This is a genomic window from Gimibacter soli, from assembly GCF_028463845.1.
In the GTDB taxonomy this organism is placed as follows: domain Bacteria; phylum Pseudomonadota; class Alphaproteobacteria; order Sphingomonadales; family Kordiimonadaceae; genus Gimibacter; species Gimibacter soli.
In genome coordinates this window covers 3,181,805-3,205,204 of record NZ_CP116805.1, presented here as the reverse complement: position 1 = coordinate 3,205,204, position 23,400 = coordinate 3,181,805, and the positions used below count along the sequence as shown (strand labels likewise).

The following is a 23,400-nucleotide window of genomic DNA, read 5'->3' as shown; positions in this document are numbered from 1 at the left end:
TGATGGCTGATCTTTTCACAGCCCTTCGCCCAGAGCGCGAGGTGATCCGCGAGGGTGTCGTGCTGCTTGCCGGTTTTGCCGACAGCGAGGTGCTGCTGGATGCCGTTGCCCCGTTGGTGGCGGCGGCACCCTTCCGGCACATGACGACACCCGGCGGGCGGCAGATGCAGGTGGCGATGACCAATTGCGGCGCGCTCGGCTGGGTGTCCGAGCCTTCGGGATATCGCTACAGCCCGACCGATCCGCTTTCCGGCAAACCGTGGCCCGCAATGCCGGCAGTGATGGCAGACCTCGCGGCGCGCGCGGCTGGGGCGGCAGGATTCTCAGCCTTCGAGCCTGACGTCTGCCTTATCAACCGTTACCTGCCGGGCACAAGGCTCAGCCCGCATATCGATCAGGATGAGGCCGACAAAAGCTGGCCGATTGTTTCCGTGTCGCTCGGTATCCCGGCGGTGTTCCAGCTTTACGGCAATGTGCGTGGCGGCACGCCGACCGAAATCCCGCTGTATGACGGCGATGTGCTCGTCTTCGGTGGGCTGGCGCGGCATGTCTATCACGGCGTGAAGAAGCTGGCGCAGGAGAGCCATCCGCGCACGGGCGAGATGCGGATCAACCTCACCTTCCGCCGCGCGCGGTAACCAGCTTGTCCGGGGATATCCGGGGCCGAAGCCCCGGCGTCTGTTATAGGCTGCTGCCAGCCGCGATGAGGGTGACGTTGCCGCCCGATGCCGTGGTGTCGGTGCAATGGTGGCGCTCATGCACATAGCGGTTCGGCATGAAGGGCATGTCGATCAGCTGCACGAGGGCACCATCACGGTCGGCAAGGGCCAGCCGCAGCGCTGCTGACTGGTCATCCGGGCGGGCATAGGCAACCGCTGTGATGCCGGGGAGCTTGGCGACAGCCGCCGCGTCCGCCTTGCCGTGGCGCACCTCGACAGGGAAATCTAGCACCAGCGACATCAGCCCGGTGGCTGTCGGTAGCTCATTGGCGACCGCCAGCAGCGGGTTGCCGAACCACAGGGCCTGGAAGGCCTGCAGGATCAGCGAGCGACTGTCCGGCCCCAACACCACAACAGGACCGCGGGCGTGATAGGTGAGGGTATTGTCCTCACCCGCCGGCCCCGGCAGGCTGACACTTTCGGGGAAGATTTCGGTCAGGTCCGACACCACGGAGGCGAGCTCGTGGGCGTGATCAGGGAAGGCCGACGCGAAGGCGGCAAGCAGTGCCTTGGGGTCCGGGCGGCGCTGGACGCGGCGGCGCAGCAGCGCTTCCATCGCCTTCAGAAGCTCGCCTTGGGGCAGGGCTTCCACTTTCGGCATCGCAAAGGGCAGGGCCGGCTTGTCGGTCGTGAAGGCGAACAGATAGTTCGGACCGCCCGCCTTGGGGCCGGTGCCCGAAAGGCCCTCACCGCCGAAAGGCTGTGAGCCGACAACAGCACCAATCTGGTTGCGGTTGATATAGAGGTTGCCGACATGGGCGGCGGCCTTCACGGCTGCCACGCGGTCATCGATCCGCGAATGCAGGCCCATGGTGAGGCCGAAGCCCTTGGCATTGATCGCCTCCACCACATCCATCAGCTCTTCGGCCTTGAAGGTGGCGATATGGAGGACGGGGCCGAAAATCTCGCGCGGCATATCCTCGATGCCGTTCACCTTTACGACAGTTGGCGGCACGAAGAAGCCGGCGTCAGGCACATCAAGCGAGCGGACAACGCGGCGCGCAGCCGCCTGTTCGCGGATATAGCCCATGATGCCTTCATAGGCTTCGGCATCGATCACGGGGCCAACGTCAGTGATATGGTGCCACGGCAGGCCGATGGAGAGCTCATCCATCGCGCCGTAGAGCATCGTCAGGAAGCGGTCCTTGATATCTTCCTGCAGGTAAAGGATGCGCAGGGCCGAGCAGCGCTGACCTGCGCTCTGGAACGCGGAGCCAAGGATATCGCGCACCGCCTGTTCGGGCAGCGCGGTCGAATCCACGATCATCGCATTCAGCCCGCCGGTTTCGGCAATGAGCGGCACTGTGCCGTCGCGGGTGCCAGCGACCGAGCGGTTGATGGCGCGGGCGGTATCGGTCGAGCCCGTGAAGCAAACCCCGCCCACGTCAGGATGCGAGGTAAGCGGCGCGCCAACGGTCGGCCCGTCACCCGGCAGCAGTTGCAGCACCGCAAGCGGCACGCCGGCTTCATGCATCAGCGAAACAGCGAGGAAGGCGATGAGCGGCGTCTGTTCCGCCGGTTTCGCGATCACCGTGTTGCCAGTGGCGAGCGCCGCTGCAATCTGGCCCGTGAAGATGGCGAGCGGGAAATTCCAGGGCGAAATGCAGACGAAGGTGCCGCGCGGCTTGCGGTAGCTCGGGTGGCGGCGGCCTTCCTTGGCGTAATAGCGCAGGAAATCGACGGCTTCGCGGAGTTCAGCCACAGCGTCCGGCATGATCTTGCCGGCCTCGCGGGCGAGGAGGGCGAAAATCTCGCCCGAGCGGGCTTCCATCAGGTCGGCAGCGCGGTCGAGGAGCGCAGCGCGCTCGGCAGGCGGGCGGGCGGTCCAGCCGGGGCGGGCAGCCGCTGCGGCCTTGAAGGCAGCGTCGATATCGGCGGCCACGGCATCGGTGACGGTGCCGACCACATCCTTGGGGTCCGCCGGGTTGATCAGATGGTGGCTCGGGCGCTTCACCTCCGCCATCTCGGCGACCAGCGGGCCGGCCTGCCATTGGTGGGTGCGGAAGGCGCCGCGGGCTGCCTCCACTGCATCCAGCGTGGTCGGATCGTTGAGATCGAACCCTTTGGCATTGACCCGGTCTTCGCCGAACAGCGCCGGCGGCAGCGGCAGGCTTGCCTTCGGTGCCACAGCCGCCAGTTCGAACGGGTCGCTTGCCACCTTTTCGGGCGAGACCTTGTCGTCATACAGCTGGTTTACGAAGCTCGAGTTCGCGCCGTTTTCAAGGAGGCGGCGGACAAGATAGGCCAGGAGGTCGCGGTGCACGCCGACGGGCGCATAGATGCGGCAGTTGATGCCCCGGTCGCGGCGCATCACGTCATAGATCGACTGGCCCATGCCATGCAGGCGCTGGAATTCGTATTTGCCCGTGTCGACCCCGTCGAACAGCTCCAGCACGGTCGCGACCGTGTGGGCATTGTGGGTGGCGAACTGGGGGTAGATGCGGTCCAGCATGCCCCTGAGCTTGCGGACACCGGCGGCATAGGAAATGTCCGAATGCGGCTTCCTTGTATAAACGGGATAGCCGGTGAGGCCCAGAACCTGTGCGCGCTTGATTTCGGCGTCCCAATAGGCGCCCTTCACCAGCCGCACCATGATCTTGCGGTCGAGCGACGTGGCAAGATCATACAGGTGATCCAGCACGAACATCGCGCGCTTGCCGTAAGCCTGCACGACGATGCCAAAACCATCCCACCCGGCCAGCGCAGGGCTCGCCAGCACGTGTTCGATAATATCGAGCGAAAGATCGAGCCGGTCGGCTTCCTCGGCGTCGATATTGAGGCCCATGTTGGCGGCCTTGGCGGCGATGGCGAGATCGAGCACCTTGGGCGCCAGTTCAGCCATCACGCGCTCGCGGTGGGCCCATTCATACCGGGGATGCAGCGCCGAAAGCTTGATTGAAATGCCGGGGTTGGAGGCATGATCGCCCTTGCAGATCGGCGTCAGGTGCCGGATTGCCTTCATATAATCCTTGAAGAAGGTTTCGGCGTCAGCAGCCGTTTTGGCGGCTTCGCCCAGCATGTCATAGCTGTAGCGGAAGCCTTCGGCCTCCCGCGTGCGGGCGCGGGTTGTGGCCTTTTCGATGGTCTCGCCGAGCACGAACTGGCGGCCTAGTTCTTTCATGATGAGTTTCACGACCGACCGCACGGCAGGCGCACCGAGGCGCCGCGCAAGGCCGCGCAGGGTGTCGGTCAGGTCGCTGGTGCCTTCCTCGAAAAGCCCGGCGGTGATCTTGAGGCCGTAGCTCGACAGATTGACGATACCGGAAATCGACTGGCCCAGATGGTCGTCCCACGCGCCGCCGGCGATTTTGTCCTCGATCAGTTCGTCAATCGTGGTGCTGTCGGGCACGCGCAGCAGGGCTTCCGACAGGCACATCAGTGCCACGCCCTCGCGGGTTGAAAGGCCGTATTCTGCCAGAAACGCTTCCATCAGGCCCGGTGTGGTGGTGCCCCGCACCTGCGAGACAAGCTCGGCGCCGGCGGCTGCGATCCGGCCGCGCATCTCGGGCGTGAAATCGGCAATCGACTGCAGCGTCGTCACCATCTCGGCCTCGTCCATCAGATAATGGGCGCGGATGGCGGCGCGGCGGTCAGTAAGGCTCGGCTTCTTGTTGTTGTCGGCCATGGCGAGGGTCTCCGGCAGGCAGGGGAAAATCAGGCCGTCATCATATCAGAAACCTTCCGGTGCGTTTGCGCCATAGTGCGTCAAAAAATGGACGAATGGACTATTATTGGTTATCATGATGCATACTTTGATCCATGAAAGCCGGCAATACAGTGCAACTCGACAAGATAGACCAGAATATCATCCGCCAGATGCGCCAGAATGCGCGGATCACGGTAACGGACCTTGCTGAAAAGGTGGGGATATCCAAAACCCCGTGCCTGAACCGCCTGAAACGGCTGGAACGGGACGGCTATATCCTCGGCTATACGGCGCTGATCAACCACACCAAGCTTGCGGCCGGCCATATCGCCTATGTGCAGGTGACCGTGTCGGACACGCGGTCCGAAGCCCTGAATGCCTTCAATGACGCCGTCCGCAAGATACCCGAGGTCACCCAGTGCCACATGATGGCGGCGAGCTTCGATTATCTTCTGAAAGTGCGGACCAAGGACATGACCGAGTACCGCACCGTGCTTGGCGAGAAAATCTCGTCCCTGCCGCACGTTTCCCACACCTCCACCTTCGCGGTGATGGAAACCGTGGTCGATCCGGGGACGGATTGAAGCCCCCTAAAGCACGAAAGCCGCCCCTTCGAAAAGGAGCGGCTTCCATATTGGTCGGGGAAAGAGGATTCGAACCTCCGGCCCCTGCGTCCCGAACACAGTGCTCTACCAGGCTGAGCTATTCCCCGATGGTATAGTCGAACTGGGACGAGGGTGCGTGTTAGCGCGGGCGTCTGTATAACGTCCGGGGCGGGGGTGCGCAAGGGGCTTTTTCACCCCTTGTGATGCTTTTTCAATAACCCCGTTCGATGCAGAAATCGACGACGCCCATCAGGATCTGCTTGGCGTCGGAAGCGGGGAAGATGGCCAGTGCATCCTTGGCCATGGCGCCATAGTGGCGGGCGCGTTCCAGCGTATCGGTCAGGGCGTTGTGCTGGCCCATCAGGTGAATGGCGCGCTCAAGGTCGCCCGGCTGCTGGTCAAGGTCTTCCATCGTGCGGCGCCAGAAGGTGCGCTCGTCATCGGTGCCGCGCCGCCATGCGAGCAGCACGGGCAGCGTCACCTTGCCCTCGCGGAAGTCGTCGCCCACGGTTTTGCCGAGCGTTGCCTGCTTGGCGGAATAATCAAGCGCGTCATCAACGATCTGGAAAGCGATACCGAGATAGCGGCCGTAGGCGGCAAGGGCTTCCTCGACTTTTTCGCCCTGTTCGGAAACTACACCGGTTACCTCGCAGGCCGCGGCAAAAAGCGCCGCGGTTTTGGCCGCAATCACCTCGAGGTAGGTGTCTTCGCTCGTCGACAGGTCATTCGCGGTCGTCAGCTGCAGCACCTCGCCTTCGGCGATGATCGAGGAGGCACGGGACAGGATGGCGAGGACGCGGAGATTGCCGTCTTCCACCATCAGTTCGAACGCGCGGGAGAAAAGGAAATCGCCAACAAGGACGCTCGCCTGATTGCCCCAGATTTCGTTCGCGGTTTCCTGGCCCCGGCGCAGTTTCGATTCGTCCACCACGTCATCATGCAACAGCGTTGCGGTGTGGATGAATTCCACACAGGCAGCGAGCTTGATATGGCGGCGGCCTTCGTAGCCGATCAGCTGGCCGGAGGCGAGGGTGAGGAGCGGGCGCAGGCGTTTGCCGCCCGAGGCGATCAGGTGGCCGGCCAGTTGCGGGATCAGCACGACCGGGCTTTGCATGCGGTCGATGATCGTCTTGTTCACCTCGCGCATGTCGTCAGCCACCAGGGCTTGCAGCGCATCGATCGCGGCAGCGGCGGCTTTGACTTTTTCGGCACTCTGAACGGGCGCAAGACTGGCGGGCATGTTGGGCCTCTTGTAAGCGGTACTGGATGGTTGGCTTCGGGCTGGACAATAAGGCTGCCGCCCGCGCGTTGCAAGAATAAGCGGCCAAGATGTGCGCCATTGCCGCAGGGTACCTCACCGCTGCGCACGCGAGTTGGCTTTGACGTGCCCGCCTTTCAGGCTACACTCCGGCCCAGCATCAATCTTCCGCGAGGAACCTTTCCCCGTGCCCGATACAAGGCCCGCAAGTGACGACGAAAGCCGCCCCGGCCTCGATGAGGCAGGGACTTCGTTCGATTATCTTCTGGGCGGGGCCATCCGCATCCTGCAGCCGCGCGATGGCTATCGCGTTTCGATGGATACGGTGATGCTCGCCGCCACTGTGCCCGCGAAGCCCGGCGAACGGGTGATCGAAGGCGGCGTCGGCACGGGTGGGGCATCCCTTTGCCTCGCGCGCCGGGTGCCGGGCGTGATGGTGGAAGGCGTTGAATTGCAGGACGAAATGCTCGCCTTCGCCAGCCGCAATATCGAGCTGAACGGGCTGAGCGCGCAGGTGCGTGTCCGCAAGGGCTGCATCACCGATCTTGCTGGCCCCGAAGGTACTTACGACCATGCGATGGTCAATCCGCCCTATCTGGCGGCAGGCACGGCGCTGCGCTCGCCCGGCGTCAACAAGGGCCTCGCCAATATGGAACTGACCGGCAGCCTGAAGGACTGGATCAGGTTCTGTCTGCATCAGGTGAAGCCGAAAGGCACCATCAGCATCGTTTACCGCGCCGACCGGATGGACGAGGTGATCGCGCACCTTCACCGGCAGGCGGGGGACGTGACGATCTTCCCGATGTGGCCCAAGGTCGGTATCCCGGCCAAGCGTGTGATCATTCAGGCGCGCAAGGGCACACGCGGGGTGGCGCACCTGCTGCCCGGCATGGTGATGCACGGCGCCGACGGGCTGAATACGCCGGAAGCGGAATCAATCCTGCGTCAGATGCAACCGCTGGACCTGAAAGCCTTTGCGAAGGGCCGGCAAAGCGGTTAATCAACTCTGATGCAGGAACATGTGGACGATAGCGGCTCCGATCTGCCGCAAACCCCTTATGAAAAGGCCCGTGACACGGTGAAAGGCCTGTGGCGTGGCTTTTTTGGCGAACCTCGCCCGCGCGTGGCGGTGCTGCGGCTGACCGGCGTGATCTCGCCCGGTGGCGGCCGTTTCCAGCGCACCCTGAATATGGCGGGCCTTGCCGGGCCGATCGAACAGGCCTTTTCGACCTCCGGCCTCGCGGCTGTGGCGCTCGTCATCAATTCGCCCGGTGGCTCGCCCGTTCAATCGGCGCTCATCGCCCAGCGCATCCGTGCCATGGCGGTTGAAAAGAATGTGCCGGTGATTGCCTTTGCTGAAGATGTGGCGGCATCCGGCGGCTATATGCTGGCGCTGGCGGGCGACGAGATTTTCGCGCACGAAGCGTCCATCGTCGGCTCCATCGGGGTTATTTCCTCGGGCTTCGGGCTGAAAGCGGTGATCGAGCGGTTCGGGATCGAACGGCGGCTTTATACAGCGGGCGAACGCAAGGCCATGCTCGATACCTTCTCCGAAACCAAGGAGGAGGATGTGGCGCGGCTGAAGGATATCCAGGCGGCGATCCACGAGAATTTCAAGGCGATGGTGCGCGACCGGCGCGGCGCGCGGCTGAAGGGCACACGGGCGCAAATCTTCTCGGGCGATGTGTTCACAGGCGCGGAAGCCGTCAAGCTTGGCCTCATCGACGGGATCGGCGATGTGCGGAGCCTGATGCGCACGCGCTTCGGCAAGCGGGTGCGTTTCCGCGTGATCGGCGAACGCAAGCCGCGCCTTGGCGCGCTTTTCGGGCTCGGTTCCTCGTCGGGTGAGGCTCCGGCCCCGGCCGACTGGGCGGGCGGGCTTCTGGCCGCCATCGAGGAACGGCTTTTCTGGAACAGGTTCGGACTATAAGGCAGGCTATATGCAGGAAGATCACCAGCGCAAACTGACAGAATATCGGGAAAGCATCGACAATATCGATGCAGCCCTCGTTTTCATGCTGGCCGAGCGTTTCAAGATCACCAAAAAGGTGGGCTTCTACAAGAAAGAGCACAGCTTGCCACCGGCCGATCCAGCGCGGGAGCAATTGCAGATCGAACGCCTGCGCTCGCTCGCCAATTCCGCCAATCTGGACCCGGAATTCAGCGAAAAGTTCTTGCAGTTCATCATCAAGGAAGTGATCCGCCACCACGAGCAGATCAGGGACGGCGAGACGCCATGACGGTTGATCATGACGACGACCTGACGGGCCTCAGGGAAATCGGCGGTATCTGCCGCGATGTGCTGAATGCCATGGCGGCGGCAATCCGCCCCGGCATCACCCCGCGTGAGCTGGATATCATGGGCGGCCAGTTGCTGAAGGCCGCCGGTGCGCGCTCGGCCCCGATGCTGGCCTATGATTTCCCCGGCTTCACCTGCATTTCGGTGGGCGACGCTGTGGCGCACGGTATCCCGAATGACCGGCCGCTGCAGGAAGGCGAGCTGGTCAATATCGACGTATCGGCTGAAAAGAACGGCTATTTCGGCGACACGGGCGCGAGCTTCGGGGTTGGTGTCATCGACCCGGCGCTGCAACGCCTGCTCGACATCACGAAAAAGACCCAGCGCAAGGCCATGCTGGCCGCGAAGGCGGGCGCCCGGATCAACGAGATCGGCCGGGTGGTCTCCACCGAGGCGAAAACCGCCGGTTACAAGATCGTGCAGGGGCTGAACGGCCACGGTGTCGGCGGTTGGATCCATGAGGAGCCGACGGTGGCGAACGAGTATTTCGCCCATGACAAGGGCGTCCTCAAGGAAGGTATGGTGCTGACCATCGAACCCTTCCTCGCGACCCATAGTCGCGATTATTACGAGGACGACGACGGCTGGACGCTGCGGCTGTCCTCCGGCGGGCACGGCGCGCAGTTCGAGCATACCTTCGTGGTGACGAAGGGTGCGCCCATCGTCCTGACGGCCTGACGAGCGCGGGAGCGGGGAGGATGCGGATGGAACGCCTGATCGCCTTCGCTCTCGCCCTGCTGCTCGCCCCCGGGGCCCATGCTTTGCCGGTCAAAGAGGCGACGACGCAGGAGGTGGCACGCATCGCCACCACCAAGTCGGCGGGGCGGCACATGATTGCTGAAAAACTGGCTGACTTGCTGGCAGCCGAAGGTGTCACCACCGAATTCCGTGAATTCCCGCAGATGCGCACGGTTTACGCCGTGGAAGCCGGCCTTGCGGATATCGAGGTGATGCGGATCGATGTGGTGGAAGCCGCTTTGCCGTCCCTCATCAAGATCAAACCCTATTTCATGAGGCTTGAACTCGTGGGCGTGCGCAAACGCAACGCCGACGACACCTTGCCGCCGCCTATCCCCGACGATGGCTCGTGGCGCAAATGGCGGATCGGGGTGCCGAGCGGGGTGCTGTCCGTGCGGGTGATCGGTATTGATAATCCTGTGCCCCTGCTGCCCGGTGAAGACGTGTTCGACACGATGGCCCGTTTCGACATGATTGTGGTGCCGTCCTATCTTGTCGGCCAGCCTGCAATGCTGCCGAAAGGCACCATCATCGAGCGTCTGCCTGATGTCGAACCCGTCGATGTGTTCGTTTATGTGAACCCGTCCCGCCCCGATCTGGCCGAGAAACTGACCATGATCGCCGAGAAGCATTTCCCGCTGGATTACTGCCGCGATATCGCCTCCGAATGCTGGCGTGATCATGCGCGGCCACAGCGCTGAACCGGATAACCACGGGATACGTTCGATGGCTGACCTGATCCTTTTGACCCTTCGAACGTTGGTCGTCGGTGCATTCGGCGTTCTTATCGCTTACTCGTTGATTGACGGGTTCTCCAGCAAGACGCTCCTCATGTCCGGATACAGCAGGCGTCGCCACCCGGAAACCGGAAAAGTATCCCACCGCGCGAACAAGGTCACACGGGGCAAAAATCCGGTTCGATACTGGATTGGCATGGCGGTCTTTTTGGGCCTCTATCTGTACGTCTTGTTCGATATGGCTCCGGCCGTTAGAAACGACTGGGATGAATATCTGGGTGAGGTAACTGATGCCGCTGCCGAAGCCGCGCCATTCTCTGGTGAATAGCACAATCCCTTGCTTGACCGGCCTTCACGCGGCGGCTAGGTTGCGGCGCAATAAAAATTTCATCAGAGTCGGTTTTTTCTAGATGTCCAGCGCTCCAGCCAAAGGCGGCATGCCTTTCCAGAAGATCATCCTGACGCTCCAGAATTACTGGGCCGATCAGGGCTGCGTGATCCTGCAGCCCTATGACATGGAAATGGGTGCTGGTACCTTCCACCCGGCGACGACGCTGCGCGCCCTTGGGCCTGATCCGTGGAAAGCCGCTTATGTGCAGCCCTCGCGCCGCCCGAAGGATGGCCGCTACGGCGAAAACCCGAACCGCCTGCAGCATTATTACCAGTTCCAGGTGATCCTGAAGCCGAGCCCTGAAAATATGCAGGAACTGTATCTCGGCAGCCTGAAGGCTATCGGCATCGATACTGCCCTTCATGACGTGCGCTTCGTGGAAGACGACTGGGAAAGCCCCACGCTCGGCGCCTGGGGGCTGGGCTGGGAAGTCTGGTGCGACGGAATGGAAGTCAGCCAGTACACCTATTTCCAGCAGGTTGGCGGGTTTGACTGCAAGCCGGTGTCGGGCGAGCTGACCTACGGGCTGGAGCGCCTCGCCATGTTCGTGCAGGGCGTCGATAACGTTTACGACCTCGATTTCAACGGCGCCGGCACCACCTACGGCGACGTCTATCTGAAAAACGAACAGCAGCAGTCGGCCTATAACTTCGAGCATGCGAATACGGACAATCTGTTCCGCGCCTTCGCCGAGGCCCAGGAAGAGTGCAAGAAGCTGATGGAGGCGAACCTGCCGCTGCCCGCGTACGAGCAGTGCATCAAGGCCAGCCACACCTTCAACCTTCTGGATGCGCGCGGGGTGATTTCGGTCACCGAGCGTCAGGCCTATATCGGCCGGGTGCGCGAGCTTGCCAAGGGATGCTGCGAAGTCTGGATCCGCTCCAACGGATGGGAGGCGTGATCATGGCCGAGCTTCTGATCGAACTCTTCTCGGAAGAAATCCCCGCCCGCATGCAGGCGAAGGCGGCGGAAGACCTGAAAACGCTGATGACCGATGCGCTGAAGGCCGCTGGCCTCGCGTTTGAGGCCGCTGACGCCTACGCCACGCCGCGTCGTCTGGTCCTCACCGTCACCGGCCTGCCGGTGGTAACGCCGGACGTGAGCGAAGAACGCCGCGGCCCCCGCGCCGACGCGCCTGAAAAAGCCATCGAAGGCTTCCTCAAGGGCGCCGGTGTCACACTCGATCAGTGCGAAAAGCGCGAGGACCCCAAGGGCACCTTCCTTTACGCGGTGATCGAGAAAAAGGGCCAGAAGACCGCCGATGTGGTCGCCAAGGCGCTCGAGGACGCGATCCGCAATTTCCCGTGGCCGAAGTCGCAGCGCTGGGGTGCTGGCAGCCTTCGCTGGGTGCGGCCGCTGCAGTCGATCCTCGCGCTGCTTGACGGCGCTGTTGTGCCCGTATCGGTGGATGGCATCGTGGCGGGTAACACCACCCGCGGCCACCGCTTCATGGCACCCGACATGTTCGCTGTTGCTGATTTCGCGGACTATAAGGACAAGCTTCTTGCCCACAAGGTGATGCTGGACCCCGCTGACCGCATGGCGCTGATTGAAAATGCAGCCCAAAGCCTCGCGGCTGACAAGGGCCTGACGCTTGTCGAGGACAAAGGCCTTCTCGCCGAAGTCGCCGGCCTTGTGGAATGGCCCGTGCCGCTGATGGGCGGGTTTGACCCCGCTTTCCTTGACGTGCCCGAAGAAGTGCTGATCCAGACCATGCGGAAGGACCAGAAATATTTCGTGGCACGCGATGCGGCAGGCAAGCTTGCGCCTGTGTTCATCACGGTTGCCAACATCGTACCGTCGGACGGCGGCCAGATGGTTGCAGCCGGCAACGAGCGCGTGCTGACCGCCCGCCTGTCTGACGCGAAATTCTTCTGGGAAACCGACCTGAAGGTAACCCTTGAAAGCCGCCTGCCGAAGCTTGAAGAAATCGTGTTCCACATCAAGCTGGGTACGGTTGCCGAGCGCGTTGAGCGCATGGTGAAGCTCGCCGGTGCGCTTGCCGACGCTTGCGGCGCTGATCGCGCTGAAGCCGAACGTGCGGCCCGCCTTGCCAAGGCCGATCTCGTATCCGGCATGGTTGGCGAGTTCCCGGAAGTGCAGGGTGCCATGGGCCGCTATTATGCGCTGCGCCAGGGTGAAAGTGCTGCTGTCGCCGACGCGATCAAGGAACACTATAGCCCCCTCGGGCCGAACGATGCATGCCCGACCGCACCGGTTTCCATCGCCGTCGCACTCGCCGAAAAACTCGACACGCTCGTCGGTTTCTTCGGGATCGACGAAAAGCCCACGGGCTCGAAAGACCCTTACGCGCTGCGTCGTGCGGCACTTGGGATCATTCGCCTGATCGTTGAGAATAAGCTACGCGTTAATCTGCGGTTTGTTATTCGCAAAGCTGCCGAGCTTTACGGGATTGGCTTTGATGACGAACGCTCGTCTAGCGTCAGCATTCAGCTAATCGAGTTCTTCCATGATCGGCTGTCGCACCAGTTCAGGGACGAGGGCATTCGCCATGACATGGTTGCGGCCAGCATGATGTTTGGGAAAGAACTGGAGAGCAATCTCACCCGCTTGAAAAACCGGGTTGCGGCGCTGCGTGATTTCCTCGCTACGGATGACGGTGTCAACCTGCTCGCCGGGTACAAGCGCGCTGCCAATATCATCGCCAAGTCTGGCAAGGATGTGTTCGCGGAGCCGACTGCGGCTCTCCTGCAGATGGATGAGGAACGCGCGCTGTTTGATAAGGCCGTCAACGAAGGTGCCGCGGTGAACGCAGCGCTCGAGGCTGAAGATTTCGAAGGGGCCATGAAGATTTTGGCCGGATTCCGCAAGCCCATCGACGCCTTCTTTGATGCGGTGCTGGTGAACGCGGATGACGAGGCCGTGCGTGACAATCGCTACGCCTTGCTCCATTCCTTCAAGAATGCCGTTGACCGGGTTGCTGATTTCAGCCTGATCGAAGGCTGACAAAGATTGCCGTCATGCCGGGCCCGACCCGGCATCCAGCGGTGCGGTTGACAGGCTGGACCCCGGATCAAGCCCGGGGTGACGAAGAGACGAGATACGGGCTTCGAGACGGCCGTTGGCCTCCTCAGCCCGAACGGAATTGAGTAACGTTCGCCCTGAGGAGCACGCGAGTGCGTCTCGAAGGGCGTTACGCTGATCCGGGCCGAAGAGCGGAATCGCCGCGGTCCATTTGCAAAAGACCATCAGACCAATCCACGGGACAAGGGATTGGCGAAGAAGGACTGTCGCGATGACCAAATGGGTTTACAGCTTTGGCGGTGGTGTGTCTGAAGGACGCGCCGATATGAAGAACTTGCTCGGGGGCAAGGGGGCGAACCTTGCCGAAATGGCATCCCTCGGCCTGCCGGTGCCGCCGGGGCTGACGATCACCACCGAAGTCTGCACCTATTATTACGACAACGGCCAGAGCTACCCGCCCGAACTGACGGCGCAGGTGGAAGCCGCGTTGGCGCAGATCGAAGCGGCTGTGGGTGCCAGGTTCGGCGATGTGGCCAATCCGCTGCTTGTTTCCGTGCGCTCGGGTGCGCGCGTTTCGATGCCGGGGATGATGGATACGGTCCTGAACCTTGGCCTCAATGATGAAACTGTCGAAGGGCTCGCCAAAAATTCCGATAACCCGCGCTTCGCATGGGATAGCTACCGCCGCTTCATCCAGATGTATTCGGATGTGGTCCTCGGCGTCGATCACTATCACTTCGAAGAACTGATCGAGATGCTGAAGGAAGACAAGGGCGTCGACCTTGATACCGAACTGGAAGCCGATGACTGGAAGCAGCTCGCCGGCGAGTTCAAGGCGAAGACCGAGGAGGTCCTTGGCCGCCCGTTCCCGCAGGATGTGAAAGAGCAGCTCTGGGGTGCCATTGGCGCCGTGTTCGGCTCGTGGCAGATCGAACGCGCCAAGGTTTACCGCCGCCTGAACAATATCCCCGAAAGCTGGGGCACTGCTGTGAACGTGCAAGCCATGGTGTTCGGCAATATGGGCGACACGTCGGCGACCGGCGTGGCCTTCACGCGGAACCCTTCCAATGGCACGCGCGAGTATTACGGCGAATATCTGATCAACGCCCAGGGCGAGGACGTGGTGGCGGGCATCCGTACGCCCCAGTATCTGACCAAGGCGGCCCGCGAGGAAGCCGGTGCCAAGGCGGCCTCGATGGAAGAATCGATGCCGGAGGTTTACAAGCAGCTCGCCGACGTGTTCGACAAGCTGGAGCGGCATTACCGCGACATGCAGGATATTGAGTTCACCGTTCAGCACGGCAAGCTCTGGATGCTGCAGACCCGTTCGGGCAAGCGCACCGCCAAGGCCGCGCTGAAGATTGCGGTGGACCTCGTGGAAGAAGGTCTGATCGACGAGAAAACCGCCGTGCTGCGGGTGGACCCGGCAGCCCTTGACCAGCTGCTGCACCCGACGCTTGATCCGACCGCGCCCCGTGATCATTTCACCCGCGGCCTGCCGGCAAGCCCCGGTGCTGCTGCCGGTATTGTGGTGTTTGACGCTGACGAAGCCGAAACGCTCGCCAAGGATGGCAAGGACGTGATCCTTTGCCGCGTTGAGACGAGCCCCGAGGATATCCATGGCATGCATGCTGCCCGCGGTATCCTCACCGCCCGTGGCGGGATGACCAGCCACGCCGCCGTGGTGGCGCGCGGAATGGGCCGCCCCTGCGTTTCGGGTGCCGGCACCCTTCGCATTGATACCAAGGCCGGGGTCATGACTTCGCTTGGCCGCGAGATCAAGCAAGGCGATTTCATCACCATCGATGGCGCCTCGGGCGAGGTTTATGTGGGAGCTGTGAAGACCCTGCAGCCCGAACTGCACGGCGATTTCGCCAAGCTGATGGTGTGGGCGGACGAATACCGCAAGCTCCGTGTGCGCACCAACGCCGACACGCCGAACGACACGGCAACCGCCCGCGAATTTGGCGCCGAAGGTATCGGCCTTTGCCGCACCGAGCATATGTTCTTTGAAGGCGAGCGGATCGTTGCCGTGCGCGAAATGATCCTCGCTGAAGACGTTGCCGAGCGGAAAAAGGCGCTGGCCAAGCTCCTGCCCATGCAGCGCGGCGACTTCGTTGAAATCTTCAAGATCATGCGCGGCCTGCCGGTCACCGTCCGCCTTCTGGACCCGCCCCTCCACGAATTCCTGCCGCGCGAGGAAGACGAGTTCGAGGATGTGGCGAAGGCTATGGGCGTATCGGTGGACAAGCTGAAGCGTCACGCCGCCGACCTGCACGAGTTTAACCCCATGCTCGGCCACCGTGGCTGCCGCCTTGGCATCACATACCCCGAAATCTACGAGATGCAGGCCCGTGCGATTTTCGAAGCGGCCCTCGAGGTTGTCTCCTCCACGGGTGATACCGTGGTGCCGGAAATCATGATCCCGCTTGTCGCCACCGAAAAGGAACTGGCGATGCTGCGCGCACGGGTCGAGAAAGTTGCTGAAACCGTCTTCGCGGAAAAGGGCGAAAAGGTCGATTATATGGTTGGCACCATGATCGAACTGCCGCGCGCCGCGCTGCGTGCCGGTGACATCGCGAATTCAGCCGACTTCTTCTCGTTCGGTACCAACGACCTGACCCAGACGACCATCGGCATCAGTCGCGATGACGCCGGCCGCTTCCTTGACCAGTATGTGAAGCTCGATATCTTCGCCGTCGATCCGTTCGTCTCGATCGATCAGGACGGCGTGGGGGATCTCGTCAAGCTCGGCGCCGAACGTGGGCGCGCCACCAAACCGGGTCTCAAGCTCGGCATCTGCGGCGAACACGGCGGCGATCCGGCCTCGGTCGAATTCTGCCACCGTGTGGGGCTTGACTATGTGTCCTGTTCGCCCTTCCGCGTGCCGATCGCGCGCCTCGCCGCCGCACAGGCCGCGCTCAAGGGCTGATGAAACAAAGAGGGGCGCCCGGATATCGGCGCCCCTTCTTCTTTATCCCTGCCGTTCAACCCGCCATCGCGAAGACGGCGATCAGGATCACCGCAACCAAAGTGCCCAGGATGATCAGCTGGCGTTTCTCGCCGGCTTCCCGCGTTTTTTGCAGTCTGCTTTTGTGGGTGCGTGACATGGCCTCTCCCTCCCTGTCGCAGCGAAAGTTGTGAAGTTCGCTCGCTATGATAATCTGACGATCTATCAAAACAGAATAAACAGCGAGGAAAACGATATGAGAACCACACTTTTTGTGGGCCTTCTGGCCATTCTTGGCTCCGCCGCCCATGCGCAGGTTGCGGAGGACAGCGAGCTTTTCAAAACGCTCATGGGGCTTGACGACGCCATTTTCGAAAAGAGCTTCAACCGCTGTGACCACAGCGATCTCCTGAAACTCATCCCGGATGATTTCGAATTTTATCACGATACCGGCGGGTTCGAGAATTCGAAGGAATCCTTCATGGCGACGGTGGAGCGCAACATCTGCGGTAATCCGGCCGTAAAGCCGATCCGCAAGCTGGTGTCCGGCAGCCTTGAAGTTTACCCGCTCATGAATGGCGATGGCACACTCTACGGCGCCGTTCAGCAGGGCGTGCACGAATTTTACCTGCGCGAGGAAGGCAAGCCGCTTCGCCTCACCTCAACGGCGCGCTTCACCCATGTGTGGATATTTAAGGACGAGGCATGGACCCTGAAACGGGTTCTGAGCTACGACCATCACGCGCCGGACGACACACACTGATCGTCGTCCCTATATATAAAGACGTATATATAATGAGTGAGCCGGGCATCAGCGGATCAGGGTGACCGGCTTGCCATCCGCTGCAAGTTGATCGTCGCCATATTCAAGCCGCAGCCACGCGAGCGCATGGTCGCCGTGGCCGGAACGGATTTCGCCAGCCGCTTTGCCGTCTGCCGTTACAATCTCGGTGCCCGGTGCCGGGGCGCCGCCTTCGACCTCGACCGGGACAACGAGCTTTTTCACGCTCGTGCGGTGTTTCATCCGGGCGGTCAGCTCCTGGCCCACGTAGCAGCCCTTGTCGAACGCCACGCCGTTCAGGCGTTCGGCACCGGTCTCCAGCCAGAAGTCTTTCTCCACCGCCATGTCGCGGCTGCCATCGGGCACGCCGAGCAACAGCCGGTTCTGTTCATAGGTGGCGAGGTCAAGGGGGGCAGCGTCGGGCATGACACCCGGTTCAAGCAGAGCGCGCCAGCCGAGATCAGGGTGGCGTGGATCGGGGCTCGCGACCGAATCGCCTGCGTGAATATTGCCTAAAATGGCCCAAACCGAACGTTCGGTTGGTTCGATTTCTACCGGTGTGCGCAGCCGGTACAGCATCAGCTTGCGAGTGAGGTCGGCCACGCGTGCAGCTTCCACATCAAGGAGCAGGTCGCCGGTTGCGCCGTCTTCGAACACGATCAGGTCGAAAAGATATTTGCCTTGCGGGGTCAGGAGCCCGGCATAGATGGCTTTGCCCGGCGCCACCTTTTCCACATCGTTGGTGACAAGCCCGTTGAGGAAGGTCTTCGCCTCGGCGCCGCCCAGGCGGATCACGGCACGGCTTTCCAGTTTCAGGGCGCGGTCGGCGTGGGGGGCATTGCTCATCGGGCTTCCTTCAATCAAACTGTCACGCCGATCAGATACGCATTCGCACGCGCCGATCAAGCCCACTTCTTGCTGTTGTCGCATCACGATCCCGATAGAGCGCGATTGTGCGTTTGCCCCCAAAGAGCTAAAAGAGCGCGAAACCATCCTCGAAGGAGAAAAGCCATGGCCGAAACGTTTGATCTTGTCATCAAGGGGGCGACCGTTGCTAACCACGCGGGGGTGTTCGAAGCCGATGTCGGCGTGCGCGGCGGCAAGACGGTGGCGATCGGCAGCCTTGATGCCTCGACCGCTGGCGAAGTGATCGACGCCAAAGGCCTGCACTTGCTGCCCGGCGTGATCGACACGCAAGTCCATTTCCGCGAGCCCGGCAACACACACAAGGAAGATCTGGAATCCGGCTCCCGCGCCGCTGTGCTTGGCGGTGTGACGGCGGTGTTTGAAATGCCGAACACCAGCCCGCTGACCACCACCTTCGATGCCATCGCCGACAAGGTGGCGCGCGGCACCGACCGCATGTGGTGCGACTTCGCCTTCTATATGGGCGCAACGCCCGATAACGCGAAGGATATGGCGGAGCTTGAAACCGCGCCCGGTTGCTGCGGCGTGAAAATCTTCATGGGCGCTTCCACCGGCAACCTGCTGGTGCCAGACGACGAGAATATTTTCGAGGTGCTGCGCCATGGCCGCCGCCGTGTGGCCGTCCACTGCGAGGACGAACCCCGCATGAATGAGCGCCAGCCGATCCGCGAAACCGGCGGGGTGCACAGTCACCCGGTCTGGCGCGACGAGGAAACGGCCCTGCGCGCTACCACCCGCCTTATCCGCCTGGCCCGCAAGGCCGGTCGCCGGGTCCATGTGCTGCATGTGACGACGGCTGAAGAAATGGCCTTCCTCGCCGCCCACAAGGATATCGCTTCGGTGGAAACCACACCGCAGCATCTGACGCTGTCGGCACCCGATTGCTACGACCGTCTTGGCACCTTCGCCCAGATGAACCCGCCGATCCGCGACAGCCGCCACCTGCCAGGCCTGTGGGAAGCTGTGGCAAACGGCGTGGTGGATGTGATCGGCTCCGATCACGCACCCCACACCCGCGAGGAAAAGGCCAAACCCTATCCTGCAAGCCCCTCGGGCATGCCCGGCGTGCAGACACTGCTGCCCGTGATGCTGAGCCATGTGGCAGCCGGCAAGCTTTCGCTGATGCGGCTGGTGGACCTCACAAGCGGTGCCGCCAACCGCATCTTCAATCTGCGCGACAAGGGCCGATTGGCGGTTGGCTATGACGCCGACTACACGCTTGTTGACCTCAAGGGCGAATGGACCATCGACGATAGCTGGATTGCCTCGAAATGCGGCTGGACGCCCTTCAACGGCTACAAGGCGACCGGTAAACCCCTTGGCACCATCGTCCGCGGCAAGCGGGTGATGTGGGAAGGCAGCCTCGCCAACGCCGCCCACGGCCAGCCGGTCCGTTTCCAGGAAACCATCGGGGCGGAAGGCTGACGGGGCAGGGTATCGGGCACGCGTCCGGCCATGGGGGCTGTTGAATATCTCTTCTGGGGGATGGCGTTCGGTTTCATCCTCTCGGTGCCGGTCGGCCCCGTTAACATGCTCTGCCTGCAGCGGGGCCTGCGCGGCCATCCGGTCGATGCCTTCCTGATTGGCGTGGCGGCAGCGGTGGGCGACGCGATCTTCGCCGCCCTTTCCGCCTTCAGCGTTGATCTGGTGCGCAGCCTGTTTCTGGCGCACGACCGTATCCTCGCTGTCGCCGGCGGGCTCATCATGATGGGGTTCGCCCTGCACATCTGGCGCAGCCATCCGCACCTGACACCGGAAGAAGGCACAAGTGCAGGGCGCGGCACCATTCGCACGATGGCCGCGACACTGGCCCTCACGCTCAGTAATCCGGGTATCTTTGTGGGGCTCATCGGCCTTTATAGCGCTGTCGGGATCGGTGATCTCGGCGCCGGTGGCGGCAAGGCGCATGTCGAAGGCCTGTCGCTTGTGGCCGGGGTCTTCCTTGGTGCAATCTTGTGGTGGTTATTGCTTGCCTCGATTGCAAACAGACTGCGCGAGCGAATCAGTGATCAACACCTCGAATGGATCAACCGGGGATCGGCTATTCTGATACTCTGCTTTGCGTTTTTCGCTTTTTTCACCCTTTTGGCTTGATCCGGAATCCCTCTTGCGCTCTAATCGCGTTAGGAAATCTTAACGAGGGGCTGTTTTCGGGCTTCGAGTGAAAAAAAATCGCGCGACGCCAACGCCTTGTTCCTCGTGTCTTGCTTGATTGTGTTGCTGAGTATCTCTATATTGCAGCGCGACAAGCCTGGACGGTTTCCCGAGCGTCATGCGGGAACTTTCCGGGCTGGGCCAACAACAGAGACGTCAGCAGGGCAAAGGCCCTGTACATTGGAGGAATCCACATGACTGTTATCCGCATGGGCAAAACTATTGCTCTCGTTTCGGCGACCGCACTTCTCCTCGCCGCTTGCTCGAAAAAAGAACAGGTTGGTGCTCAGGTTGAAGAACAACAGGTTCAGCAAGAGCGCGTCAAGACCGCCGCTGAGCTCGAAATCGAGCAATGGGGCCATCCGACCGCTGAAGGTCTGGCTTACTATGCCGGTGCCGACCGCGTCTTCTTCGCTTACGACAGCTCGGAACTGTCGGGCGAAGCTCGCATGACCCTCGACAAGCAGGCTCAGTGGCTCGGCCACTACGGCCAGGTCTCCGTGACCATCGAAGGCCATTGCGACGAACGCGGCACCCGTGAATACAACCTTGCGCTCGGCGACCGTCGCGCTCAGGCTGTAGTCAACTACCTCGCAGCTCAAGGCGTGTCGGCTGACCGCCTGAAGTCGATCAGCTACGGCAAAGAACGTCCGGCAGTTGTTGGCAACGGCGAAAGCGCCTGGGGCCAGAACCGTCGCGGTGTGCTCGCTGTCGATTGATCCGACGCGGCTAGCCTGATCCCATCGGTCAGGTGAGGCGATGATAAAGGCGACCCCGTTTCTGCATCAGCAGAAGCGGGGTCGTCCTTTTTTTTGCCGCTTTTTTCCGGCAAGGGATCGGATGGGCGTGAAAACCCTTGTGCGGTCATTGAAAAAGCCGCTTCAACCTGCCAAAAGAAGGCAGGGGGCAGGCGAGCCGCCCAATGTTTCGGGATAGCGCCCCTAAGGGGTGCGGCAATGGATGAGAGATCAATGGCATTTTCTTCGCGACTGATGAGCATTCTTCTGGCGGCATCGGTTGCCTTCGCCCTGCCAGTGGCGGGCGCGGCGGCGCAGGACCGGGCCGAGATGTCCAAGAAGATCGACAAGATGGAACGCGAACTGCGCGCCGTGCAGCGCCGTGTCTTCGGGGCGGGCGGTGTGCCGGCCGAAGCGCCGAGCGATGTGGTGGGTGACAGCGAACAGCAGAAACTGCTGCCTGATCTTGTAGTGCGCGTCGGCGAAATGGAACGTCAGATGAGCATCCTGACGGGCCGCCTTGAAGAAATGGAATTCCGCCAGCGCCAGGTTGAAGAAGCGATCGAGCTGATCCAGCGCAGCCAGGCAACGGGTGCGGCAGTCGCCCCGATGACCGGTGCGCCCGCCAACGACACCCTGCCGGTAACCGACACGGCCATGGATACGGGGGCTGCCAGCGCCCCTGCTGCCCCTGCCGCTGACGTGCAGTTGCCGGAAGGCGACGCCGACACCCAGTATAAATATGCCTTTGCTTTCGTTGCCAAAAATGACCTTTCCAGTGCTACCAAGGCGCTTGAGCAATTCGTTGGTCAACACAGCAAGGAAGAGCTTGGCGGCAACGCCAAATTCTGGCTCGGCAAGGTTTATGCGCGCCAGAACGAACTGCCGCAGGCGGCCCGCAATCTTCTGATGCTGGTGGAAGAACATCCCGGCCACCCGAAGCTCGCTGACGGGCTTGTGGAGCTTGCCGATGTCCTCCACCGGATGGATGCCGACGCCGATGCCTGCAGCACGCTTGCCGAGTTCAACCGCATTGCCGGTGATGCATCTGCAACGCTGAAGAAAGACGCTGCCCGCATATCATCGGCGGCCAAGTGCTCCTAAAGGGGACGGCCGGTGACCGCGGCTTCTCCGCATCCGCCGGCGCCCTATACCAGTCGCGAGCTTGACGAAACGCTTGCCCGCCTCGGCGTGCCTCAGGGTGCGCCGGTGGCGATCGCCCTTTCTGGTGGCGCGGACAGCCTAGCGCTGGTGCTATTGGCCGCTGCCACCCGCCCCGTCCTCGCCCTCACCGTCGATCACGGCTTGCGCCCTGCTTCATCCGATGAGGCAGCAACTGTGGCTGGCTGGATGGCGGCGCGCGGTATCCAGCATCGAACTTTGCGCTGGGATGGCGAAAAGCCAGCTTCCAACATTCAGGCCGCTGCCCGTGCGGCGCGTTATGACCTGCTTGCTGCTGCCTGCAAGGCAGCCAATATCCCTGTTTTGCTGACCGGTCATCATGCCGACGATCAGGCTGAAACGCTGCTGTTGCGTCTGGCACGCGGCAGCGGGCTCAAGGGGCTTGGCGGGATTGCGCCGGTGCGCGAGCTGGTGCCGGGCCTCAGCCTTGTCCGGCCGCTCCTTGCTGTGCCGAAATCGCGGCTGGTGGCGACGCTGACCGCCATGGGGCAGGACTGGATCGAGGACCCGAGCAACGAAAGCGATGCGTTCGACCGGGTGAAAGCGCGCCGCCTGCTCGCCGATCCGCCGCTTGAAGGCCTGACGGTGGAGCGGCTGGCAGCAACAGCCGAACGCCTGCGGCAGGCGCAGGCAGCGCTCGACCATTATCAGACGCTGTGGGAAGCCGAAGCCATCGAGCGCCACCCTGCGGGCCACGCCGTGCTGCGGGCTGACCGTCTTGGCAGCGTGCCCGAGGAAACCGAGCTTCGGGCGCTTGCTGACCTTATCCGCTGGCTTGGCGGGCAGGATTTCGGTCCGCGCCTTGATAGCCTTTCGCGCCTATATGCCGATTTGAAATCGCAGGACTTTGCGGGTGCCACGCTCGGCGGTTGCCAGTTCGTGGCCGAAGGGCACGGGCGTGTGCTGTGCGTGCGGGAACTCGCGGCCATGGCGCCCCGTACTGCATGGGTGCAGGGCGCGCTTTACGATGGTCGGTGGTTGATGGACGGCGAGGGTGAAGGCCTTGAAATCGGCGCGCTTGGAACCGATGGCTGGCGAACCTTGCGGGGGCAAGCACTGTCGGTCAGCGACCGGCTTGAAGGCATACTGCCGCGCGCCGCGCGCCTCGTGCTGCCGGCTGTTTTTTCAGGGGATGAACTGGTGGCGCTCCCCACGATTGGCATCACCTTGCGCCCCGATTGCAGCGTCCGCCTGTCGCTGCAATCGCTCGGCTTGGCGAAAAAGTGACGCGAAATCGACCGAAAGCACTTGCACGGCTCGGCAATCGGCTTATCTCTAATCCCAGAAGGGA

At 62.2% G+C, this 23,400-nt stretch carries 21 protein-coding genes and 1 tRNA gene; 17 read left to right on the top strand and 5 right to left on the bottom strand.

Features of this window, described 5'->3' with window-relative positions:
• Window positions 1-2: 2 nt before the first annotated feature.
• Window positions 3-638, top strand: coding sequence for a DNA oxidative demethylase AlkB (alkB, locus tag PH603_RS14785; protein ID WP_289503420.1), 636 nt, complete (start codon window positions 3-5; stop codon window positions 636-638).
• 43 nt (window positions 639-681) lie between these two features.
• Here alkB and putA read toward each other — a convergent pair whose 3' ends face one another.
• On the bottom strand, window positions 682-4,344 hold the full coding sequence (gene putA / locus PH603_RS14780) for a bifunctional proline dehydrogenase/L-glutamate gamma-semialdehyde dehydrogenase PutA (RefSeq protein WP_289503418.1): 3,663 nt from the start codon (window positions 4,342-4,344) through the stop codon (window positions 682-684).
• 134 nt (window positions 4,345-4,478) lie between these two features.
• Here putA and PH603_RS14775 point away from each other — a divergent pair, with 134 nt between their 5' ends.
• Window positions 4,479-4,949: an Lrp/AsnC family transcriptional regulator gene (locus tag PH603_RS14775; protein ID WP_289503416.1), complete on the top strand. Its 471-nt coding sequence runs from the start codon at window positions 4,479-4,481 to the stop codon at window positions 4,947-4,949.
• 51 nt (window positions 4,950-5,000) lie between these two features.
• Here PH603_RS14775 and PH603_RS14770 read toward each other — a convergent pair.
• Both PH603_RS14770 and PH603_RS14765 read right to left on the bottom strand, forming a co-directional pair.
• Window positions 5,001-5,077, bottom strand: a tRNA-Pro gene (locus PH603_RS14770).
• 104 nt (window positions 5,078-5,181) lie between these two features.
• The gene (locus PH603_RS14765) at window positions 5,182-6,210 is read right to left on the bottom strand and encodes a polyprenyl synthetase family protein (protein WP_289503414.1); all 1,029 of its coding nucleotides are present in this window, start codon (window positions 6,208-6,210) and stop codon (window positions 5,182-5,184) included.
• Window positions 6,211-6,415: 205 nt separating this feature from the next.
• On the opposite strand from PH603_RS14765, the gene PH603_RS14760 reads away from it, so the two are divergent.
• The 9 genes from PH603_RS14760 (at window position 6,416) to ppdK (ending at window position 16,310) form a co-directional block, all read left to right on the top strand.
• Complete coding sequence (locus tag PH603_RS14760) at window positions 6,416-7,228, top strand: tRNA1(Val) (adenine(37)-N6)-methyltransferase (RefSeq protein ID WP_289503412.1); 813 nt, start codon at window positions 6,416-6,418, stop codon at window positions 7,226-7,228.
• Between the two features lie 9 nt (window positions 7,229-7,237).
• A complete protein-coding gene (locus PH603_RS14755) occupies window positions 7,238-8,158 on the top strand; it encodes a S49 family peptidase (RefSeq protein ID WP_289503411.1) in 921 nt (306 codons plus the stop codon).
• A gap of 10 nt (window positions 8,159-8,168) precedes the next feature.
• A complete protein-coding gene (locus PH603_RS14750; RefSeq protein WP_289503409.1) occupies window positions 8,169-8,468 on the top strand; it encodes a chorismate mutase in 300 nt (99 codons plus the stop codon).
• Entirely contained in the window at window positions 8,465-9,205 is a 741-nt protein-coding gene (gene map, locus PH603_RS14745; RefSeq protein WP_289503407.1) for a type I methionyl aminopeptidase, read from the top strand. Before PH603_RS14750 ends, map begins: the two co-directional genes overlap by 4 nt.
• Window positions 9,206-9,231: 26 nt before the next feature.
• The gene (locus tag PH603_RS14740; RefSeq protein WP_289503405.1) at window positions 9,232-9,966 is read left to right on the top strand and encodes a hypothetical protein; all 735 of its coding nucleotides are present in this window, start codon (window positions 9,232-9,234) and stop codon (window positions 9,964-9,966) included.
• 25 nt (window positions 9,967-9,991) lie between these two features.
• Window positions 9,992-10,330 (top strand): hypothetical protein, encoded by a 339-nt coding sequence (locus tag PH603_RS14735; protein WP_289503403.1) that lies wholly within the window; start codon window positions 9,992-9,994, stop codon window positions 10,328-10,330.
• Window positions 10,331-10,439: 109 nt separating this feature from the next.
• Complete coding sequence (locus tag PH603_RS14730) at window positions 10,440-11,294, top strand: glycine--tRNA ligase subunit alpha (RefSeq protein WP_434783328.1); 855 nt, start codon at window positions 10,440-10,442, stop codon at window positions 11,292-11,294.
• A 2-nt stretch (window positions 11,295-11,296) separates the two neighbouring features.
• On the top strand, window positions 11,297-13,360 hold the full coding sequence (glyS, locus tag PH603_RS14725; RefSeq protein WP_289503399.1) for a glycine--tRNA ligase subunit beta: 2,064 nt from the start codon (window positions 11,297-11,299) through the stop codon (window positions 13,358-13,360).
• A gap of 289 nt (window positions 13,361-13,649) precedes the next feature.
• Window positions 13,650-16,310 carry a pyruvate, phosphate dikinase gene (gene ppdK, locus PH603_RS14720; RefSeq protein ID WP_289503397.1) on the top strand — a complete coding sequence of 887 codons (2,661 nt, stop codon included), beginning with the start codon at window positions 13,650-13,652 and terminating at the stop codon, window positions 16,308-16,310.
• Between the two features lie 55 nt (window positions 16,311-16,365).
• On the opposite strand, the gene PH603_RS14715 is transcribed toward ppdK, so the two are convergent.
• Complete coding sequence (locus PH603_RS14715; RefSeq protein WP_289503395.1) at window positions 16,366-16,488, bottom strand: hypothetical protein; 123 nt, start codon at window positions 16,486-16,488, stop codon at window positions 16,366-16,368.
• Between the two features lie 96 nt (window positions 16,489-16,584).
• Between PH603_RS14715 and PH603_RS14710 the strand changes: the two genes are divergently transcribed.
• Complete coding sequence (locus PH603_RS14710; protein WP_289503393.1) at window positions 16,585-17,091, top strand: nuclear transport factor 2 family protein; 507 nt, start codon at window positions 16,585-16,587, stop codon at window positions 17,089-17,091.
• 48 nt (window positions 17,092-17,139) lie between these two features.
• Here PH603_RS14710 and ygfZ read toward each other — a convergent pair whose 3' ends face one another.
• Window positions 17,140-17,955, bottom strand: a complete 816-nt coding sequence (gene ygfZ, locus PH603_RS14705; RefSeq protein ID WP_289503391.1) for a CAF17-like 4Fe-4S cluster assembly/insertion protein YgfZ — start codon at window positions 17,953-17,955, stop codon at window positions 17,140-17,142.
• Between the two features lie 165 nt (window positions 17,956-18,120).
• Here ygfZ and PH603_RS14700 point away from each other — a divergent pair, with 165 nt between their 5' ends.
• From PH603_RS14700 to tilS, 5 genes are all read left to right on the top strand, one after another.
• Window positions 18,121-19,461 carry a dihydroorotase gene (locus tag PH603_RS14700; protein WP_289503389.1) on the top strand — a complete coding sequence of 447 codons (1,341 nt, stop codon included), beginning with the start codon at window positions 18,121-18,123 and terminating at the stop codon, window positions 19,459-19,461.
• A gap of 30 nt (window positions 19,462-19,491) precedes the next feature.
• A complete protein-coding gene (locus PH603_RS14695) occupies window positions 19,492-20,130 on the top strand; it encodes a LysE family transporter (RefSeq protein ID WP_289503387.1) in 639 nt (212 codons plus the stop codon).
• Window positions 20,131-20,384: 254 nt separating this feature from the next.
• Window positions 20,385-20,909, top strand: a complete 525-nt coding sequence (gene pal, locus PH603_RS14690) for a peptidoglycan-associated lipoprotein Pal (RefSeq protein WP_289503385.1) — start codon at window positions 20,385-20,387, stop codon at window positions 20,907-20,909.
• Between the two features lie 252 nt (window positions 20,910-21,161).
• Window positions 21,162-22,031, top strand: coding sequence for a tetratricopeptide repeat protein (locus tag PH603_RS14685; RefSeq protein ID WP_289503383.1), 870 nt, complete (start codon window positions 21,162-21,164; stop codon window positions 22,029-22,031).
• Between the two features lie 12 nt (window positions 22,032-22,043).
• On the top strand, window positions 22,044-23,336 hold the full coding sequence (gene tilS, locus PH603_RS14680) for a tRNA lysidine(34) synthetase TilS (RefSeq protein ID WP_289503381.1): 1,293 nt from the start codon (window positions 22,044-22,046) through the stop codon (window positions 23,334-23,336).
• The last annotated feature ends 64 nt before the right edge of the window (window positions 23,337-23,400 follow it).

Bases quoted from the DNA above. Each gene is read 5' to 3' on its own strand.
- ppdK (WP_289503397.1), top strand. From the start codon at position 13,650: ATGACCAAATGGGTTTACAGCTTTGGCGGTGGTGTGTCTGAAGGACGC.
- PH603_RS14750 (WP_289503409.1), top strand. From the start codon at position 8,169: ATGCAGGAAGATCACCAGCGCAAACTGACAGAATATCGGGAAAGCATC.
- glyS (WP_289503399.1), top strand. From the start codon at position 11,297: ATGGCCGAGCTTCTGATCGAACTCTTCTCGGAAGAAATCCCCGCCCGC.
- pal (WP_289503385.1), top strand. From the start codon at position 20,385: ATGACTGTTATCCGCATGGGCAAAACTATTGCTCTCGTTTCGGCGACC.
- PH603_RS14735 (WP_289503403.1), top strand. From the start codon at position 9,992: ATGGCTGACCTGATCCTTTTGACCCTTCGAACGTTGGTCGTCGGTGCA.
- PH603_RS14715 (WP_289503395.1), bottom strand. From the start codon at position 16,488: ATGTCACGCACCCACAAAAGCAGACTGCAAAAAACGCGGGAAGCCGGC.
- PH603_RS14685 (WP_289503383.1), top strand. From the start codon at position 21,162: ATGGCATTTTCTTCGCGACTGATGAGCATTCTTCTGGCGGCATCGGTT.
- PH603_RS14755 (WP_289503411.1), top strand. From the start codon at position 7,238: ATGCAGGAACATGTGGACGATAGCGGCTCCGATCTGCCGCAAACCCCT.
- PH603_RS14695 (WP_289503387.1), top strand. From the start codon at position 19,492: ATGGGGGCTGTTGAATATCTCTTCTGGGGGATGGCGTTCGGTTTCATC.
- ygfZ (WP_289503391.1), bottom strand. From the start codon at position 17,955: ATGAGCAATGCCCCCCACGCCGACCGCGCCCTGAAACTGGAAAGCCGT.
- putA (WP_289503418.1), bottom strand. From the start codon at position 4,344: ATGGCCGACAACAACAAGAAGCCGAGCCTTACTGACCGCCGCGCCGCC.
- PH603_RS14740 (WP_289503405.1), top strand. From the start codon at position 9,232: ATGGAACGCCTGATCGCCTTCGCTCTCGCCCTGCTGCTCGCCCCCGGG.
- PH603_RS14700 (WP_289503389.1), top strand. From the start codon at position 18,121: ATGGCCGAAACGTTTGATCTTGTCATCAAGGGGGCGACCGTTGCTAAC.
- PH603_RS14765 (WP_289503414.1), bottom strand. From the start codon at position 6,210: ATGCCCGCCAGTCTTGCGCCCGTTCAGAGTGCCGAAAAAGTCAAAGCC.
- alkB (WP_289503420.1), top strand. From the start codon at position 3: ATGGCTGATCTTTTCACAGCCCTTCGCCCAGAGCGCGAGGTGATCCGC.
- PH603_RS14710 (WP_289503393.1), top strand. From the start codon at position 16,585: ATGAGAACCACACTTTTTGTGGGCCTTCTGGCCATTCTTGGCTCCGCC.
- map (WP_289503407.1), top strand. From the start codon at position 8,465: ATGACGGTTGATCATGACGACGACCTGACGGGCCTCAGGGAAATCGGC.
- PH603_RS14775 (WP_289503416.1), top strand. From the start codon at position 4,479: ATGAAAGCCGGCAATACAGTGCAACTCGACAAGATAGACCAGAATATC.
- PH603_RS14730 (WP_434783328.1), top strand. From the start codon at position 10,440: ATGCCTTTCCAGAAGATCATCCTGACGCTCCAGAATTACTGGGCCGAT.